Origin of the sequence: Pseudomonas sp. UBA6699 (assembly GCF_002454615.1) — a bacterium.
GTDB lineage: Bacteria > Pseudomonadota > Gammaproteobacteria > Pseudomonadales > Pseudomonadaceae > Aquipseudomonas > Aquipseudomonas juntendi.
Genome location: NZ_DKJF01000010.1, coordinates 1 through 15,705, shown reverse-complemented (window position 1 = coordinate 15,705; position 15,705 = coordinate 1). Strand labels below are relative to the sequence as shown.

The 15,705-nt window shown below is 63.4% G+C and carries 14 protein-coding genes and 1 pseudogene; 10 read left to right on the top strand and 5 right to left on the bottom strand.

The genetic code is table 11. The annotated features are described in order from the left end of the window. Positions 1 to 69: 69 nt before the first annotated feature. The gene (rapA, locus tag B3361_RS01520) at positions 70 to 2,916 is read right to left on the bottom strand and encodes an RNA polymerase-associated protein RapA (RefSeq protein WP_054904086.1); all 2,847 of its coding nucleotides are present in this window, start codon (positions 2,914 to 2,916) and stop codon (positions 70 to 72) included. A 151-nt stretch (positions 2,917 to 3,067) separates the two neighbouring features. Between rapA and B3361_RS01515 the strand changes: the two genes are divergently transcribed. The 7 genes from B3361_RS01515 (at position 3,068) to B3361_RS01485 (ending at position 7,933) form a co-directional block, all read left to right on the top strand. After that, the gene (locus tag B3361_RS01515) at positions 3,068 to 3,763 is read left to right on the top strand and encodes a M949_RS01915 family surface polysaccharide biosynthesis protein (RefSeq protein ID WP_054904087.1); all 696 of its coding nucleotides are present in this window, start codon (positions 3,068 to 3,070) and stop codon (positions 3,761 to 3,763) included. Positions 3,764 to 3,826: 63 nt separating this feature from the next. Beyond that, positions 3,827 to 4,156, top strand: a complete 330-nt coding sequence (locus tag B3361_RS01510; RefSeq protein WP_029885159.1) for a hypothetical protein — start codon at positions 3,827 to 3,829, stop codon at positions 4,154 to 4,156. A gap of 67 nt (positions 4,157 to 4,223) precedes the next feature. Beyond that, a complete protein-coding gene (locus B3361_RS01505) occupies positions 4,224 to 4,385 on the top strand; it encodes a hypothetical protein (RefSeq protein ID WP_009684626.1) in 162 nt (53 codons plus the stop codon). A gap of 135 nt (positions 4,386 to 4,520) precedes the next feature. Continuing rightward, positions 4,521 to 4,637, top strand: a complete 117-nt coding sequence (gene ccoM, locus B3361_RS01500; RefSeq protein ID WP_003254862.1) for a cytochrome c oxidase subunit CcoM — start codon at positions 4,521 to 4,523, stop codon at positions 4,635 to 4,637. A 244-nt stretch (positions 4,638 to 4,881) separates the two neighbouring features. Next, positions 4,882 to 6,870, top strand: a complete 1,989-nt coding sequence (locus tag B3361_RS01495; protein WP_178126198.1) for an FUSC family protein — start codon at positions 4,882 to 4,884, stop codon at positions 6,868 to 6,870. Next, complete coding sequence (locus B3361_RS01490) at positions 6,857 to 7,063, top strand: DUF1656 domain-containing protein (protein WP_009684629.1); 207 nt, start codon at positions 6,857 to 6,859, stop codon at positions 7,061 to 7,063. The genes B3361_RS01495 and B3361_RS01490 overlap by 14 nt, the downstream gene beginning before the upstream one ends. 12 nt (positions 7,064 to 7,075) lie before the next feature. Then, a complete protein-coding gene (locus B3361_RS01485; RefSeq protein WP_054904089.1) occupies positions 7,076 to 7,933 on the top strand; it encodes an HlyD family secretion protein in 858 nt (285 codons plus the stop codon). Between the two features lie 22 nt (positions 7,934 to 7,955). On the opposite strand, the gene B3361_RS01480 is transcribed toward B3361_RS01485, so the two are convergent. Continuing rightward, the gene (locus B3361_RS01480) at positions 7,956 to 8,714 is read right to left on the bottom strand and encodes an SDR family NAD(P)-dependent oxidoreductase (RefSeq protein WP_029885162.1); all 759 of its coding nucleotides are present in this window, start codon (positions 8,712 to 8,714) and stop codon (positions 7,956 to 7,958) included. Between the two features lie 23 nt (positions 8,715 to 8,737). On the opposite strand from B3361_RS01480, the pseudogene B3361_RS01475 reads away from it, so the two are divergent. Both B3361_RS01475 and B3361_RS01470 read left to right on the top strand, forming a co-directional pair. Beyond that, positions 8,738 to 8,965: pseudogene (locus tag B3361_RS01475) on the top strand (LysR substrate-binding domain-containing protein); the annotation flags it as partial. A gap of 125 nt (positions 8,966 to 9,090) precedes the next feature. After that, positions 9,091 to 9,420, top strand: a complete 330-nt coding sequence (locus B3361_RS01470; protein ID WP_029885164.1) for a DUF2025 family protein — start codon at positions 9,091 to 9,093, stop codon at positions 9,418 to 9,420. A 70-nt stretch (positions 9,421 to 9,490) separates the two neighbouring features. On the opposite strand, the gene B3361_RS01465 is transcribed toward B3361_RS01470, so the two are convergent. Continuing rightward, positions 9,491 to 12,055, bottom strand: a complete 2,565-nt coding sequence (locus B3361_RS01465) for a bifunctional diguanylate cyclase/phosphodiesterase (protein ID WP_154211878.1) — start codon at positions 12,053 to 12,055, stop codon at positions 9,491 to 9,493. Positions 12,056 to 12,106: 51 nt separating this feature from the next. Then, complete coding sequence (locus B3361_RS01460) at positions 12,107 to 13,180, bottom strand: diguanylate cyclase (RefSeq protein ID WP_033690737.1); 1,074 nt, start codon at positions 13,178 to 13,180, stop codon at positions 12,107 to 12,109. A gap of 129 nt (positions 13,181 to 13,309) precedes the next feature. Between B3361_RS01460 and B3361_RS01455 the strand changes: the two genes are divergently transcribed. Beyond that, positions 13,310 to 14,401, top strand: a complete 1,092-nt coding sequence (locus B3361_RS01455; protein ID WP_286920043.1) for an MBL fold metallo-hydrolase — start codon at positions 13,310 to 13,312, stop codon at positions 14,399 to 14,401. A gap of 2 nt (positions 14,402 to 14,403) precedes the next feature. Here B3361_RS01455 and B3361_RS01450 read toward each other — a convergent pair whose 3' ends face one another. After that, the gene (locus tag B3361_RS01450; RefSeq protein ID WP_154211879.1) at positions 14,404 to 15,300 is read right to left on the bottom strand and encodes a formate/nitrite transporter family protein; all 897 of its coding nucleotides are present in this window, start codon (positions 15,298 to 15,300) and stop codon (positions 14,404 to 14,406) included. Positions 15,301 to 15,705 lie beyond the last annotated feature (405 nt).

The window sequence follows — 15,705 nt, the reverse complement described above, 5'->3', positions numbered from 1 at the left end:
GCCAGGCACCGGCTACGCCGGTTTTCGCGGGTACCTGCGCTGCCCAGGGGGAGGGGTGCTGGTATGGCGTCAGCCGGCGACTAGTACACGAATGGCTTCCAGGCGCAGGGCAGCTTTTTCCAGCATTGCCAGGCCCTCTTCGCGCTGCTTGCGCAGGGCGTCGATTTCGCTGTCACGCACGCTTGGGTTCACCGCTTGCAAGGCGAGCAGGCGCGCCAGTTCTTCGTCGGCCTCCGCTGCCAGGCGGCGTTGGGCTTCGGCCACACGCTCGACGTGGGTCGGCAGGATCTTCTCTTCGCCACCGCTGATGCGCTTGGCCAACACGTCGCGCTGCGCCTGGACAAACTTGTTGGCACTGGCCCGTGGCACGCTTTCAAGCTGGTCGTTGAGCGTTTCGAAGGCCACGCGCGAGGCCAGGTCGTTGCCGTTGGCATCGAGCAGGCAGCGCAGTGCCGCAGGGGGCAGGTAACGCCCCAGTTGCAAGCTTCGCGGTGCCACCACCTCGCTGACGAACAGCAGTTCGAGCAGCACGGTACCGGGCTTGAGCGCCTTGTTCTTGATCAGGGCGACGGCCGTATTGCCCATGGAGCCAGACAGCACCAGGTCCATGCCGCCTTGCACCATCGGGTGTTCCCAGGTCAGGAACTGCATGTCTTCGCGCGACAGCGCCTGGGCGCGGTCGTAGGTAATGGTCACACCTTCGTCGTCGCCCAGCGGAAAGCTGGCGTCGAGCATTTTTTCGCTCGGCTTGAGGATGAGGGCGTTCTCGGAGTGGTCTTCGCTGTCGATGCCAAAGGCGTCGAACAGCGTTTCCATGTAGATCGGCAGGGCGAACTGGTCGTCCTGCTCGAGGATGGCTTCAACCAGCGCCTCGCCTTCACCCGCGCCGCCCGAGTTCAGCTCCAGCAAGCGATCGCGGCCGGTGTGCAGTTCGGCTTCCAGGCGCTCGCGTTCGTGACGGGCGTCGGCCACCAGGCTGTCCCAGGCCTTGCTGTCGCCGCCTTCGAGCAGCGGCAGCAGGCGTGGGCCGAACTGGTGCTGCAGGGCGTTGCCGGTCGGGCAGGTGTTGAGGAACGCGTTGAGCGCTTCGTGGTACCACTGGAACAGGCGTTCCTGCGGGCTGCCCTGCAGGTAGGGAACATGCAACTGGATGGTGTGCTTCTGGCCGATACGGTCCAGACGGCCGATACGTTGTTCCAGCAGGTCCGGGTGGGCCGGCAGGTCGAACATCACCAAGTGGTGCGAAAACTGGAAGTTGCGGCCTTCGCTGCCGATCTCGGAGCAGATCAGCACCTGGGCGCCGAACTCCTCATCGGCAAAGTAGGCGGCTGCCCGGTCGCGCTCCAGAATGCTCATGCCCTCATGGAACACCGAGGCCGGAATGCCGGAGCGCACGCGCAGGGCGTCTTCCAGGTCCATGGCGGTTTCGGCGTGGGCACAGATGACCAGCACCTTGGTGCGCTTGAGCATTTTCAGGGTGTCGATCAACCAGTCGACCCTTGGGTCGAAACGCCACCAGCGCTCGTCGTCGGTGCTGTCACCCTGTGCCTGGAAGGCGACCTCCGGGTACAGCTCGGCTTTCTCGCCTGGCGGCAGCTCGCGGTATTGCTCGGGCATGGCCACCGGGTAAGGGTGCAGTTGGCGCTCCGGGAAGCCCTGGACCGCCGCGCGGGTGTTACGGAACAGCACTCGGCCGGTGCCGTGGCGGTCGAGCAGCTCACGGATCAGCCGCGCGCTGGCCTGGGTATCGCCATCGCTGACCGCGGCCAGCAGCGCTTCGCCCTCAGCCCCCAGGAAGCCCTGGATGGTGGCGTGTGCCTTCGGCGACAGGCGGCCTTCGTCGAGCAGCTCTTGCACGGCTTCGGCGACCGGGCGGTAGTGATCGCTTTCGGCGCGGAAGGCGGCCAGGTCGTGGAAACGGTTGGGGTCGAGCAGGCGCAGGCGAGCGAAGTGGCTGTCCTGGCCAAGCTGTTCGGGGGTAGCGGTAAGCAGCAGTACGCCAGGAATCACCTGGGCCAGTTGCTCGACCAGGGCGTATTCGGCGCTGACCTGGTCCTCGTGCCAGACCAGGTGGTGAGCCTCATCGACAACCATCAGGTCCCAGCCGGCGGCAAACAGCGCATCCTGGGCCTTCTCGTCCTCTACCAGCCACTCCAGGGCCACCAGTGCCAACTGGGCGTCATCGAACGGGTTGCTGGCGTCGCTTTCGATGAAACGTTCGGCGTCGAACAGCGCCACCTGCAAGTTGAAGCGCCGGCGCATTTCTACCAGCCACTGGTGCTGAAGGTTCTCCGGCACCAGGATCAGTACTCGGCTGGCCCGGCCCGTCAGCAACTGGCGGTGAATGACCAGGCCAGCCTCGATGGTCTTGCCCAGGCCCACTTCGTCGGCCAGCAGTACCCGCGGCGCGCTGCGGTCGGCGACTTCGCGGGCAATGTGCAACTGGTGAGCGATTGGCTGAGCGCGGCAACCGCCCAGCCCCCACAGCGCCGACTGCATCTGCTTGCTGGTGTGCTGCAGTGTGTTGTAGCGCAGGCTGAACCACGCCAAAGGGTCGATCTGCCCGGCAAACAGGCGGTCGCTGGCCAGGCGGAACTGAATGAAGTTCGACAGCTGGGTTTCCGGCAAGGTGCGCGGCTGGTTCTGCCCGTCGAGGCCGTGGTAGACCATCAGCCCGTCGATGTCCTCGACCTCGCGTACGGTCAGCTTCCAGCCTTCGAAGTGGGTGATCTGGTCACCTGGCGCGAAGCGCACGCGAGTCAGCGGCGCATTGCGCAGGGAATACTGGCGCGTGTCGCCAGTGGCCGGGTAGAGCACGGTCAACAGGCGGCCATCCTGCGCCAGGATGGTACCCAGGCCGAGCTCTGCTTCGCTGTCGCTGATCCAGCGTTGCCCCGGTTGATACTGCTGCGCCATACTGCCTGAACTCCCGCGATGAAAAAGCCGATTATGTTAACGGATCGGCCGGTGAGACCAAAGTGCCGAGCGCACCTAATGGTGCCGAAAGCCATCAGTCTAGCCGTTTCACCGCTCTGTACCGCACCGCCGACGAGGGCCACGCACCAACATGTCTGCCAAGCACAGCTGGATCAGCGCTTTCATCGCCCTGGGCAGCCTGTTGCTGCTCAGTGCCTGCGAGCAGAAAACCTTCGAGCCTTTGGCCCCCATTCCCACCGATCAGCTTGAAGTGCTGGGCGTGCAGGCGCCGATCAAGAGCGTGCATTTTCGCGACCGCGATGGCGAAGGGCTGCTGGTATTGAGCCGCAGCGATGGCCAGGCCAGCGACCCGGAAAGCGAGCAGGAGGTCGACAAGGTGGTGCTCAAGGCCACCTTGTACGGGCGCACGGCGCAAAGCGATGCGTTCAAGGCCCGCTGGCAGATCGAGCAGGAAACCACGTGCCCCGGCCTGGACCTGGATGTCGACTTCTATACGGATGTCAGTGACGTCAGCGACCTGAACAAAGATGGCGTGGCCGAAGTGACAGTTGCCAGTCACGCCTTTTGCGGCGGGGGTATCGACCCCCACGACATCGCCATCGAAATGCGTGAAGGGCAGGCCAGCTACACCATTACCGGGCAGTCGCTGATCAGCCCCGCAGGCGAGGACCCGGTGGGGGGCGAGCGCACCGACAGCGCTTCGCTCAAGAACGCCCCGCAAGTGTTGCGTGACCACATGGATGCGGTCTGGCAGCAGGTCTACAAGCGCCCCTGGAGCGAAGCCAGCCCGCCCAGTGACGACGAGCCTGACGATGTTGTGGAGTAAAGGCTGGGCCTGAGATCAAGGTAATGCCGCGCCTGCCGATACAGCGGGCATAGGAGAACGCCCATGCTGCCGCCGATCATACCGCTCAGTGCCGCCCCGGTGACCTCGCAACAGGACCCGGTCAAACCTACCCCCGACATCAAGCCGGTGGTACCGGCGCAGCCTGCGTCCGGCGAAACTGCCATCGACCTCAAGCAGCAGCGTGATCCACAGGAGCAGGCACTGCTGTTGCGTGATGAGCAGCGCCGCCAGCAGCAACGGCGCCAGCAGCGTGGGGAAGGGCGCTACAACCCCGAGCCTGGCGACGAGGTCAACGCCGACAATACTGTCCCGGTCGTGCCATTGATGGACGAGCCCAACCGCCAAGGGCTGCTGGTGGACATCGAAGTCTGACACGGGGCTGGTCAGCGCCTGCGTCGGGCTTCATCATGCAAGTCTCCGTTGATCGTCGAGCCCACCCATGAGCCAAGACAACCTTATCGATTTCGATGCTGAACGCGCCAAGCGCGTGCATGACCTCAAGGAAAAGCGCCTGAACGAGATGCGCAATGCATTCGAACAAGCCCTGCCGTTGAACACCGGCAAGAAAAAGAAGCCCAAGGGCAAGCCGAAGAAGCGCTGAAACTTGACGCAGGTCAACCCTGCACCTGCCTCGTGTGCCCGGGCCCGGGCACCATTGACCCTGATCAATTTTCCCTCGCCCGACATTGGTTAACGTTCTCCCATCGGACAACGGCAAACGAGTGGGGAGGCCAGCATGTTCTTCGACAATGTGGTTATCGCCGGTGTGGTAACGGTCGGGCTGATGGTTGCTTTCTTTGCCGGTCTGGGCATTTTCATCTGGAAGGACTCGAACAAGCGCAAGCCGCGCTGACCTTCCGGGTACACGAGCACGCAAGGCATTTAGGGCGACTTCGGTCGCCCATTTTTTTTGCCTGGCATTTGCGTGTTGCCTGCTGGGCCGCAGGGCTCAAGCCAGCTATCGCGCAGCGTGGCGTGCGCTGGCCCAGCAGTTGGATTGCAATGAAGATGAGTAGCTAGCTAATTATTCATTTTCACTTTATTCTCTGCGCCATTGTCTATCTTTTCACTACTACCCTCCCCGCAAGGTTCGCCCAGTGCCCATCACGCTTCAGGCCCTGTTCGCCCCCACCCCCCTCGCCATCAAGTTCGCCATCAAAACCCTGCTCGGTGGTGGCCTGGCGTTGTGGCTGGCAATGCGTTGGGGCCTGGAGCAGCCGTCCTGGGCATTGATGACGGCGTTTATCGTTGCCCAGCCGCTGTCTGGCATGGTGGTGCAGAAAGGCCTGGCGCGGTTGGCCGGGACCTTTGTCGGTACGGTCATGGCGGTGGTGCTGCTGGGCCTGTTCGCCCAGACCCCGGGGCTGTTTCTGATTGCCCTGGCCTTGTGGCTGGCCTTGTGCACCGCCGCCTCTACCCAGTTGCGCAGTGCCTGGGCCTATGCCTTCGTGCTGGCCGGCTACACGGCAGCGATCATCACCTTGCCGGCCATCGACCACCCGCTGCAGGTGTTCGACCAGGCGGTGGCCCGCTGCACCGAGATCAGCCTGGGTATTTTCTGCGCCACGGCCAGCAGTGCCTTGCTCTGGCCGATGCGGGTCGAGCAGCAGCTTGGCGGCCAGGCGCGTCAGGCCTGGCAGAACGGTCTGCAGGCCGCCAGTGCGATGCTGGGTGGCGAGGACGATGCACGCAGGGGCTTGCTGGAGAGCCTGGGGCGCATCGTTGCCATCGACAGCCAGCGCGAGCATGCCTGGTTCGAAGGCACCCGCGGGCGTCAGCGTGCCCGTGCCATTCGGGGGCTAAGCCAGAAGCTGATGGTGCTGCTGCGTATTTCCCGGTCGGTGCGCCGGCAGTGGCGGCAACTGGATGAGCAGCAGGCGGAACACCTGGCCCCCTGGTTGTCTGAAGTTCGGGCGCTGCTGGACAAGCCCGACCAGCCCAGCCTGTTGTTGCTGCGCCAGCGCGTCTGGGATGCCGCGCACGATGAGCATATAAGTTCGGTTGAGCATTACTGCCTGGCGCGCATGGCCCTGCTGCTGGATTACGCAATGGCCGCCGGCCAGGCGCTGGAGGCTGTGGAAACGGGCACGGCGCCGAAGGATGTCGGCCAAGGCCTGGCCGTGCACCGCGATTGGTCGCTGGCCTTGCTGTTCGGTTCGCGTAGCGCACTGGCGTTTCTGGTGATGAGCGCTTTCTGGCTGGCCACCGCCTGGCCTTCGGCACCGGGCGGCCTGGTGCTGACCTGTGTGGTCTGCAGCCTGTTCGCCAGCCGCGAGAATGGCGCGCAGATTGGCTTGAGTTTCCTGCGCGGGATCTGCCTGGCCATACCGGCAGCGTTCCTGGTCGGGCAGATTCTGCTGCCGCAATGGAGCAGCTTCGCGCTGCTTTGCCTGGGCATGGGCGTGCCGCTGTTGTTCGGCGCGCTGGGCATGGCCCACCCGCGTACCGGCGCCACTGCCACCTCTTATTGCCTGCACTTCATCGTACTGGTGTCGCCGGTGAATGCCATGCAGTTCAGCGTGGCGACCATGCTCAACAGTGCCTTGGCCATGCTGGTAGGGGTGTCGGCAGCGGTCATGGCGTTTCGCTTGTTGGTGTTCCGTCACCCGGCCTGGCTTGGGCGGCGCCTGCGTGCTGCAACCCAGAGTGACCTGGTGCGCCTGACCCGGCGTGACCTGCGCGGGGCCGATACCTGGTTCGGCGGGCGCATGGCCGACCGCCTGATGCAGTTGGCGCGGCATGCCAGCGAGTTGCCCGAGGGCGAGCGCAAGCGCTGGGACGATGGCCTGCACGGGCTGGATATCGGTGATGAACTGGTGCACCTGCGCATGTGCCTGGCGGTCGCGCAGGCGCCACTGGGCGGCGCCGAGCGGGAGTACCTGCAGCAAGTGGAGGCGGTACTGGCCAAAGGGCCTGCCGCCGGGCGCGGGCAACAGCTGGACAGTGCCAGCGAACGGTTCATTGCTGCGTTGCACCGCCAGCCTGCGAGCGACCCGCTGCGGTTGGCCGAGGGCGCGGTGCTGCAATTGCAGAAAAGCTGGGGCAAGTGGTGCCGCTGGCAGGAGGAAGCCCATGGGGTTGCGTGAATGGGAAGTGGGGGGCGTGCTGCTCAGCCCGTTTTTGCTTTATGTGTTGCTGGCGCTGGTGCTTACCGGCCTGCTGCGCCTGCTGGTGCAGGCCACACCGTTGGCGCGCTGGATCTGGCATGAAGCGCTGTTCGATGCGGCGGTTTTCGTTTGTGTGCTGTTCCTGGTGGTACGCCTGCTGGGAGCTTTTTAAAGGAGTGTTTCGATGCGTGCGGCCGTACGTACTCTTGTAACCCTGTGTGTGGTGGCCCTGGCCGTGTTGGCCGGCTACCAACTGTGGCAGTACTACATGCTTACCCCCTGGACCCGGGATGCCCGTGTGCGCGCCGATGTGGTGGTGATTGCACCTGACGTTTCCGGCTGGGTGCGCCAGCTCAAGGTGCATGACAACCAGCAGGTCAAGGCGGGTGAGCTGTTGATGAGCATCGACCGCGAGCGCTTCCAGGCCGCGTTCGACCAGGCCAGTGCGGTGACGCAAACCCGCGCCCAGCAGCTGCGCCTGCGCGAGAGTGAAGCAGCCCGGCGTACCGCCTTGGGGCCCGAGGCGATCAGTGCCGAACTCCGGGAGAACGCGCAGATCAATGCTGCCATCGCCCGTGGCGAGTTGCAGGAAGCCCAGGCGCAGCTGCAGGTGGCGAAAATCAACCTGGCGCGCAGTGAAGTGCGTGCGCCGCGCAGCGGGCATATCACCAACCTGCGCCTGGCCGAAGGCAACTACGTGAACACCGGCCAGTCGGTGATGGCCTTGGTGGACGATTCGACGTTCTATATCCAGGCCTACTTCGAGGAAACCAAGCTGCCGCGCATTCGCGTGGGTGACGCGGTAAAGGTCTGGCTGATGGGTGCGGGTGAACCCATGCAGGGGCATGTAGAAAGCATCAGCCGCGGCATCACCGACAGCAACAGCAACCCGGACAGCCAGCTGCTGCCGGAGGTTGAGCCGACCTTCAACTGGGTGCGCCTGGCCCAGCGGATACCGGTGAGAATCCGCCTGGACCAGGTGCCGGACGGCGTGACCCTGAGTGCGGGGATGACTGCGAGTGTGCAAGTGCATGAGCCGTGAGCCTGGGCCCATGCACCCGCCACTACAGGAACATGCCGCCCGAAACCTCCAGGCGCTGCCCGGTGATCCAGCCATTACCGTCTTCCAGCAACAAGGCGATCGCCGCGCCGATGTCATCCGGCAAACCCACCCGTCCCAGCGCGGTGTTGCCTGCAATGTAGTCATTCACCTGCGGGTTGTCCCGCACTACGCCCCCGCCAAAATCGGTCTCGATGGCCCCCGGCGCCAGGATGTTCACGCGAATGCCCCGGGCGCCCAGTTCCTTGGCCTGGTAGCGGGTCAGCACTTCCATCGCGCCTTTCATGGCGGCATAGGCGGCGTACCCTGGTAGGGCAAACCGTGCCAGCCCGGTCGAAATGTTGATTATCCGGCCGTTATCGACCAGCAGTGGCAACAGGCGTTGGGTGAGGAAGAACGGGCCTTTGAGCTGAATGTTCAGCAGTTGGTCGAACTGCGCCTCGCTGGTTTCGGTATACGGCACGTTCAATCCGATGCCGGCATTGTTCACCAGAAAGTCGAAACGCTGGCGACCGTGGTGCTGCTGCAAGGCAGCCGCCAGCCGCTCGGCAAAGCCGGCAAAGCTGCTGGCGTCACCCACATCCAGTTGCAGCATGGTCGCCTTCACACCTGCCTGCTCCAGCGTGGCCGCCACGGCCTGTGCTTCTTGCGCCTTGCTGTTGTAGGTGCCGATGATGTGGATGCCACGGGCGGCCAGATGCTCGGCGGTGTTACGGCCAAGGCCGCGGCTTGCGCCGGTGATCAGGGCAATCTTGCGGGTCATGGTAAGAACCTCGTGATGGGCCCTACTCGGCAGCCTGCCTGGCCGGGCTGGGGCTGATACAGGTACCGGCGGTGGGGGTGGCCGAACACCTGCAGCGCGGCGAACTGGTCGCACTGCTGCCGGCCTGGCAGGCGCCGGCCATGCCCGTGTCACTGCTGTATGCGCGGCAACGGCATGTCCCCCGCCGGGTGCAAGCGTTCATGCAATGGCTGGCAGAGGTGCTTCGCAGCGAGGTCGATGCTACGGCGTGAAGTTGAGCCGGGTCATGGCGCACGCACGGCTGCTTGCATTAGGCTTGGACTGGCGAGGCGCCCGGCAGAGGCGACCCTGTGCTGCCCAGCGTGCGTATCTTCCGATTTCATCACGAGGTTACGCCATGGCCATTACTTCCCAGGACATCTGCAACGCAGCTGACCAGCTCAAAGGCTTCGTCGGCTTTCATGACAAGCGCGGCGTTCATATCGTGCGTTTTTCCGAAGACGCGTTCGGTATGGATGTCGCTGACGCCAGCATCACCCCCTGCAGCGAGTTTGTCTGGCGCCCCGAGCAGGGGCAGCGCATGGCCCTGTGCCGGGAGCGCCTGGCACTGTTGCTGGACCAGCACGTGGATGACCGCTTGAACATCGCAGAGCCGCTGCGCATCTACCTGCGCCGCGGCGACTTGCCGGAAATCATCGCCGAGCGGCGTGTGCAGCCTACTGGCTGAGGCCCGCTCGCGCCCGTTGGGTTGATCGAGGCGTTGCCGCGCAACCGTGCAGGGGCGGCTCGACCCGCGCCTACCGGGGGCGCTGCAACAACGCCCGCATGGCCGCGGTATCCAGTGGCCGGCTCAGGTAATAGCCCTGTACTTCATGGCAGCGGTCCATTCGCAGCATGGCTAGTTGCTGTTCGGTTTCCACGCCCTCGGCCGTCACGGTCAGCCCCATTGCCTTGCCCAGGTTGATGATGGCCTGGACCACCGCACGGTCGCTGCCGCCGTTGGTGCTCAGGCCACTGATGAAGCGCTTGTCGATCTTGAGGCTGTCGAAAGGATACGTTCGCAGGTAACCCAGCGATGAATAGCCGGTACCGAAGTCGTCCATGTTCAGGCACACGCCCAGTTCTTTGAGCGACAGCATGGTCCCCAGCGCGCCCTCGATGTCGTTGAGCATCACGTTCTCGGTGATCTCCAGTTCCAGGCGTTGCGCCGGGAATGCCGTGCCCAGCAGGATTTCCCGCACGTCTTGTACCACATCGCTGCGCAGGAACTGCGCCGGTGACAGGTTGACCGACACCAGGATGTCTGCAGGCCAGTCAAGGGCGGTGCGGCAGGCCTCGTGCAGCACCCAGCGGCCCAGCGCGACAATGATATCGCTCTGTTCGGCCAGCGGGATGAAGGTATCCGGCCCCAGCAGCCCTTCCTGGGGGTGCTGCCAGCGTATCAGCGCCTCGACCGCGACCACGCGCAGGTCGCTGAGGCGGTAGCGCGGCTGATAGTAAAACTCGAACTCCTGGTTGCGCAGGGCGCGGCGCAGGTCGTTCTCCAGTTGCCGCCGGTACTGGATCTGCTGGTTCATTTCGCTGGCGAAGTAGCGCCAGGTGCTCTTGCCGTCTGCCTTGGCCTGGTACAGGGCAATGTCGGCACAGCGAATCAGCTCGCCGGCGTCGAAGCCCTGGGTGCGGGTCTGGGCGATGCCGATGCTGGCGCCAATGTGCAGGGGTTGGCTGTCGAACATGACCGGTTGTTGCAGCAAGCCGATCAGGCGCGCGCAGAAGCGGTCGATCTCCTGGCGGTTGTCCATGCCGCCAAGTACCACGATGAACTCGTCCCCGCCCAACCGCGCCACCAGGTCACCGTCGCGGGTGGTGTCGCGCAGGCGGGCTGCCACTTCCTGCAGTACCGCATCGCCAGCCGCATAGCCGAGTGAGTCGTTGATCGGCTTGAAGTTGTCCAGGTCAAGCAGCAACAGGGTCAACGGCGGTGAGTCTGTGCCGCGCAGCAGGGCCTGTTCCAGGTGCCGGGCCAGTTTGTTGCGGTTGGCCAGGCCGGTCAGTGGGTCGTGCAAGGACAGGTGCTGAATACGCGCATGGGCGTCGACTTCGTCGGTGATATCGCTGGCAGTGCCGCGCAAACCCACGGCCGTGTCCTGGTGCCAGATGGCGCGGGCGGAAATCCGACAATAGCGGTTCTGGCCATTCTGGTCGCGGTAGGTGCAGCGCAGATTGGCCAGCTGCTGTGGGTCAGCGGTAGCCAGGGCATCCAGCCAGGGCGACAAGGGCGTGGTGTCGCAGGCCAGCAACTGGTTGAGCGGTTGGCCGAGCCAGTCTTCGACCGGGTAGCCCGTCACGCTGGCAAAGCGTTGCGACAAGTAGGTCAGGCGGTGGTGCCGATCGGTCTCCCAGATCCAGTCCGATGCCGACTCGGCCACCGCGCGAAAACGTTGCTCGCTGGCCTCCAGCGCCAGGTTGCTATGCTGCAGGTGGGCAAGCGTCAAGCCGATGGCCCGGGAGCTGCGCCACGCATGGCGGCACAGGTAGAGCATGACCAGCCCAAGGATCAGCAGGGCGCTGAGCAGGGCAGGCAATACCGCCCCTAGCAGCTGGCGCCCAGGCAACACGCTGTTCCACGACAGATGGTAGCCGGTGTCGCCCAGGTTGATGCGCAGGTGGTGGTGGGCTTGTGCGTCTTCCTTCTCAACGCGTATGCCGGCCAGGCCTGCACGCTTCCCCAGCTGCGCCAGTTTGGCCTCGGTCAGCTGGTCGACGAACAGCAAGACCGGCGCCTGGCTCACTTCGCCTTCAGTGACATCGCGATCTGGCCGTATGGCCGCGGCGGTGAGCACGGCCGGCCAGCCATTGAACAGCACGAAGCGGGTGATCTGATCGCGGGCAATGGCCGCCGCTCGGGCCTGGTCGATGATCGGCTGGACAGGGGCATCTATGTACGTGCCTACGCCTGCGGGGCTGGGCTGGCCTTTGAACAGGGCATAGGTGGTGCGGCCGTTTTCCACGACGAACACGCCTTCATAGCCGCTGGCGCTGTACAGCGATTCACCTATGTTCTTTTCATCATAGGCCCACTGCCAGTCGGCTTCGCCAGACAAGTGCTGCAAGGCGTCCTCCCATACGGCATAACTGGACAGGAATTGGCGCGACGCCAGTAACCGTTGCTCCAGCGCTTGATTGGCATGGAAGGCGCTGCGTTCGCGCTCTTGCTGGTCGAGGGTTGCGGCGATGTTGAACAGTGCGCCGAGAATGACCATGCAAGCCAGACCGTAAACGGTGCTGAAGCCGGCGATCAGGTTACGCACTTGGAAACGTGGGGTAGGGCTGGCGGGTAGGAGGTTGGCAGTCCTGGCCATGCGCGAGCGGCTCCTTCAGGAAACCTCCTGCCAGGCAGTGAGGCAGCAGGTTCAATCAGGATAGGCCAGCTTCAGTGCGGTAGCTGCGCCACCGGCAAAATTCACCCGGTCGCGGCCAGCGTGCTTGGCAGTGTATAGCGCCTTGTCTGCCTCTTGCAGCCAATGTTCCGGTGACTCCAGGCTGGCATTGAAAGGCGACAGGCCAATACTCAGGCTGATGCGCAGGTGAGGGAGCTGCGCGTTGCGATACCCGGAAACCTGCTCACGCAGGCGTTCCATGATCTGGCAGGCCTGGGCTTCGCTGGTACCCGGCAGGATCACGCAGAATTCGTCGCCACCGTAGCGCCCGGCCTGGTCGCACTCGCGCAGGTTGCGGCGCAGCTCGGCGCTGAGCTGGCGCAGTACGCAGTCGCCAACCACGTGGCCAAAGGTGTCGTTGATGGTCTTGAAATGATCGATGTCGATCAAGGCGATCACCGCGTGTGCCTTTTGCTGTTTGCATTTTTGGTATTTGACGAGCAACAGGTCTTTCCAGGCGCCGTGGTTGAGCAACCCGGTGAGGCTATCCGTGAGGCTCAGGGCGCTGAGCCGGCGTTTATGGTCGCCCAGCTGGATTGCCAGCCGGTAGCACACCCAGCCCAGGGCCAGGGGGTACAGCGTCAGCATGGGCAGGCAGGCGTATATCTGCAGTGCAGTGGCATTCAATTGCAGGCCTGGGGCGAGCAGGAGGGTGCCGACCAGAATCCCGGCCAGTTGCGCAACAGCCCCTTTGAGCACCAATTGCCGGCCCCCGGCGGCCACGTTGTTCATGGTCATCATCGACAGCACGGTCACGGTCGGCAGCGGGTTGAAGTGCATGGCGGCGGCCCAGAAACCGCCCAGCAGCGAGTCCAGCAACAGGTTGCGTTGCTCGGCCCGGTACGGGGTTGCCGACCGGCTCGCCCACAAGTAGGCGACGTGGGGCCACAACAGGCCATTGAACAGCATCAGGCCCCACACCCAGGTGGGCGGGGATTGCGGAGCCACGCCAGCCATGACGCTGAACAGGCCGATGCCCATGCCCACCACACGTGGCGGGTAGATGCGCTTGACGAACGAAAGGCCTTTGCCGCTGCGGTTGTGCATCATGCTCATGTTCTTCTACCGGGGTACCGTTTATCGCATAAATCGCATGAATATTGTCGAACAGTGTCGTCCCACTGAAAAATGACCTTACAAGCCAATTCACGGTTGATGCGATCACTGTGGGGTAACATGCGGACTTTCCTGTTGCTAGGAGTGTTGCTGATGGTTCCTTTGGCCAATGCTGCCGGTGACCCGGCGCCCCAGCGTGACGGGCGTTTTCACAATCAGGCGCAGCTACCGAAAGATGGCGTGCTGAAGAAGCTGCGCATCGGTCTGAAGTACCTGTTCCTGCGCAAACCGCCGAATACCCGGCCAACCACGCCGGTCAGCCTGCAACCGATGACCCGCCAGCAGGTGCTCGATGCGCCAGACCGCAGTTTGTGGCGGCTGGGCCATTCCACGGTATTGCTGAAGTTGCGGGGGCGCTTCTTCATTACCGACCCGGTATTCGCCGAACGCGCCTCACCGGTGCAGTGGGCCGGCCCGCAGCGGTTCCATGCGCCCCCGCTGGGGCTTGACCAGCTGCCGCCACTGGCGGCGGTGGTGTTGTCGCACGACCATTTCGATCACCTCGACGAGCAGGCAATCCGCCAGCTTGCCTCGCGTACCGGGGTTTTCCTGGCCCCGCTTGGCGTGGGTGAGCTGCTGATCAGTTGGGGCGTTGCGCCAGCGAAGGTGCGTCAGCTGGACTGGTGGCAGGAAAGCGAAGTGCAGGGTGTGCGTTTCATTGCTACCCCGGCCCAGCACTTCTCCGGGCGTGGGCTGTTGGACAGCAATCGCACCTTGTGGGCGTCGTGGGTGATCATCGACCAAGGCGTGCGGGTGTTCTTCAGTGGCGATACGGGCTATTTCAACGGGTTCAAGCTGATTGGCGAGCGCTTTGGGCCGTTTGACCTGACCCTGGTCGAGACCGGCGCCTACAATCTCGCCTGGCCTGATGTGCACATGCAGCCAGAGCAGAGCCTGCAGGCCCACCTGGATTTACGCGGGCGCTGGTTGCTGCCGATCCATAATGGCACGTTCGACTTGTCCACCCACGGCTGGCAGGAACCCTTCGAGCGCATCCTGGCGTTGGCAAACCAGGCCCAGGTACGGCTCAGTACGCCGCAGATGGGCGAGCGGGTGAGCCTCGACTCGCCGCATGCCGGGCAGAACTGGTGGCAGCCCCGCCCGGTGCGCCAGCGCAGCCTGAAGTATGAGCGAAGCGTTGCGGCGCGCTAGTGTCACTTGGTGTCGTCTTTGCCGCGCTGGCGTTGCGCCCGCTCGTGCTCCAACAGCCGCGAGGGTGCCTTGCCACTGTCACTGCGCACCTGAGCGTGGCTGATGAGCGCGAAAATGAAACTACCGCCGATGATGTTGCCGGCCAGTGTCGGCAAGGCAAACTCCAGCCAGAAGCTGCGCCAGGTTTCTTCGCCGGCCCACACCAGGTAGGACACCTCGACCGAGCCCACTACTATATGGGTGAAGTCGCCAATGGCCATCAGGTAGGTGATCATCAGGATGATCCAGATCTTGGCGTTCTCCATCGAGGGGATCATCCATACCATGGTGGCGATCATCCAGCCCGAGACGATGCCCTTGGCGAACATCTGGCTGATGTCGTTGCTCATGACCTTGTGGCCGATCTCCAGAAACGCCATGTCGGTCTTGCTGTCGAAGATCGGCAGCTCGAGCATCACCCAGGCCACCAGCAGGGTACCCGCCAGGTTGCCCAGCAGCACTACGCCCCAAAGCCGCAGAAGGCGGCCGAAGTTGGCAAGGGTAGGGCTGGTCATGACCGGCAGCACCGCAGTCAGGGTGTTCTCGGTAAACAGTTGCTGGCGGGCCAGGATCACGGCAAGGAAGCCGGCGCTGTAGCCGATGCTGGCGACTACCTGGGCGCTTTCACCTTCTGGCAGGCGGGCATAGAACAGTCCCATGGCCATCAGGGACAAGCCCATCGACAAACCGGCGGCGACAGCCGACCACCACAAGGCGGCGAGGGTCCGTTCCAGTTCCTGATCGCCCTGGTAGCGAATGGTCTCGTGCAGCACTGCCGCTCGTGGCGGTTGGTTGTGGCTGACTTCCTGCTCTTCATCTGCCGAAAGCCCTGGGGTTTTCTCGCTTTGCTCGACACTCATGGCCGTTTCGCTCCGTGGTGGGGTTCTCTACAGATTCGTGGCGATTTCATTAGTTGCCGGGGGGCAGGCGAAACGGCTGAGAAAAGTTTTTGGAACAAGGTGTTGACTCTGAATTCAAAGCGCGTATTATTCGCCTCCTCGCAGCGATCAACGCTTCGAGGCAAGCGGTAAGTTGTTGAAGTTGTTGGCTTTCGAAAGAAAGCAGCGGTAAAAAACTTCAAAATAAACGCTTGACAGCAAATGAGGAAGGCGTAGAATGCGCGCCTCGGTTGAGACGAAACGCTCTTAACCAACCGCTCTTTAACAAATCGAATCAAGCAATTCGTGTGGGTGCTTGTGAGTACGGACTGATAGTCAAAAAGATTATCAGCATCACAAGTGACCATGCGAGAAATCACATAGTCA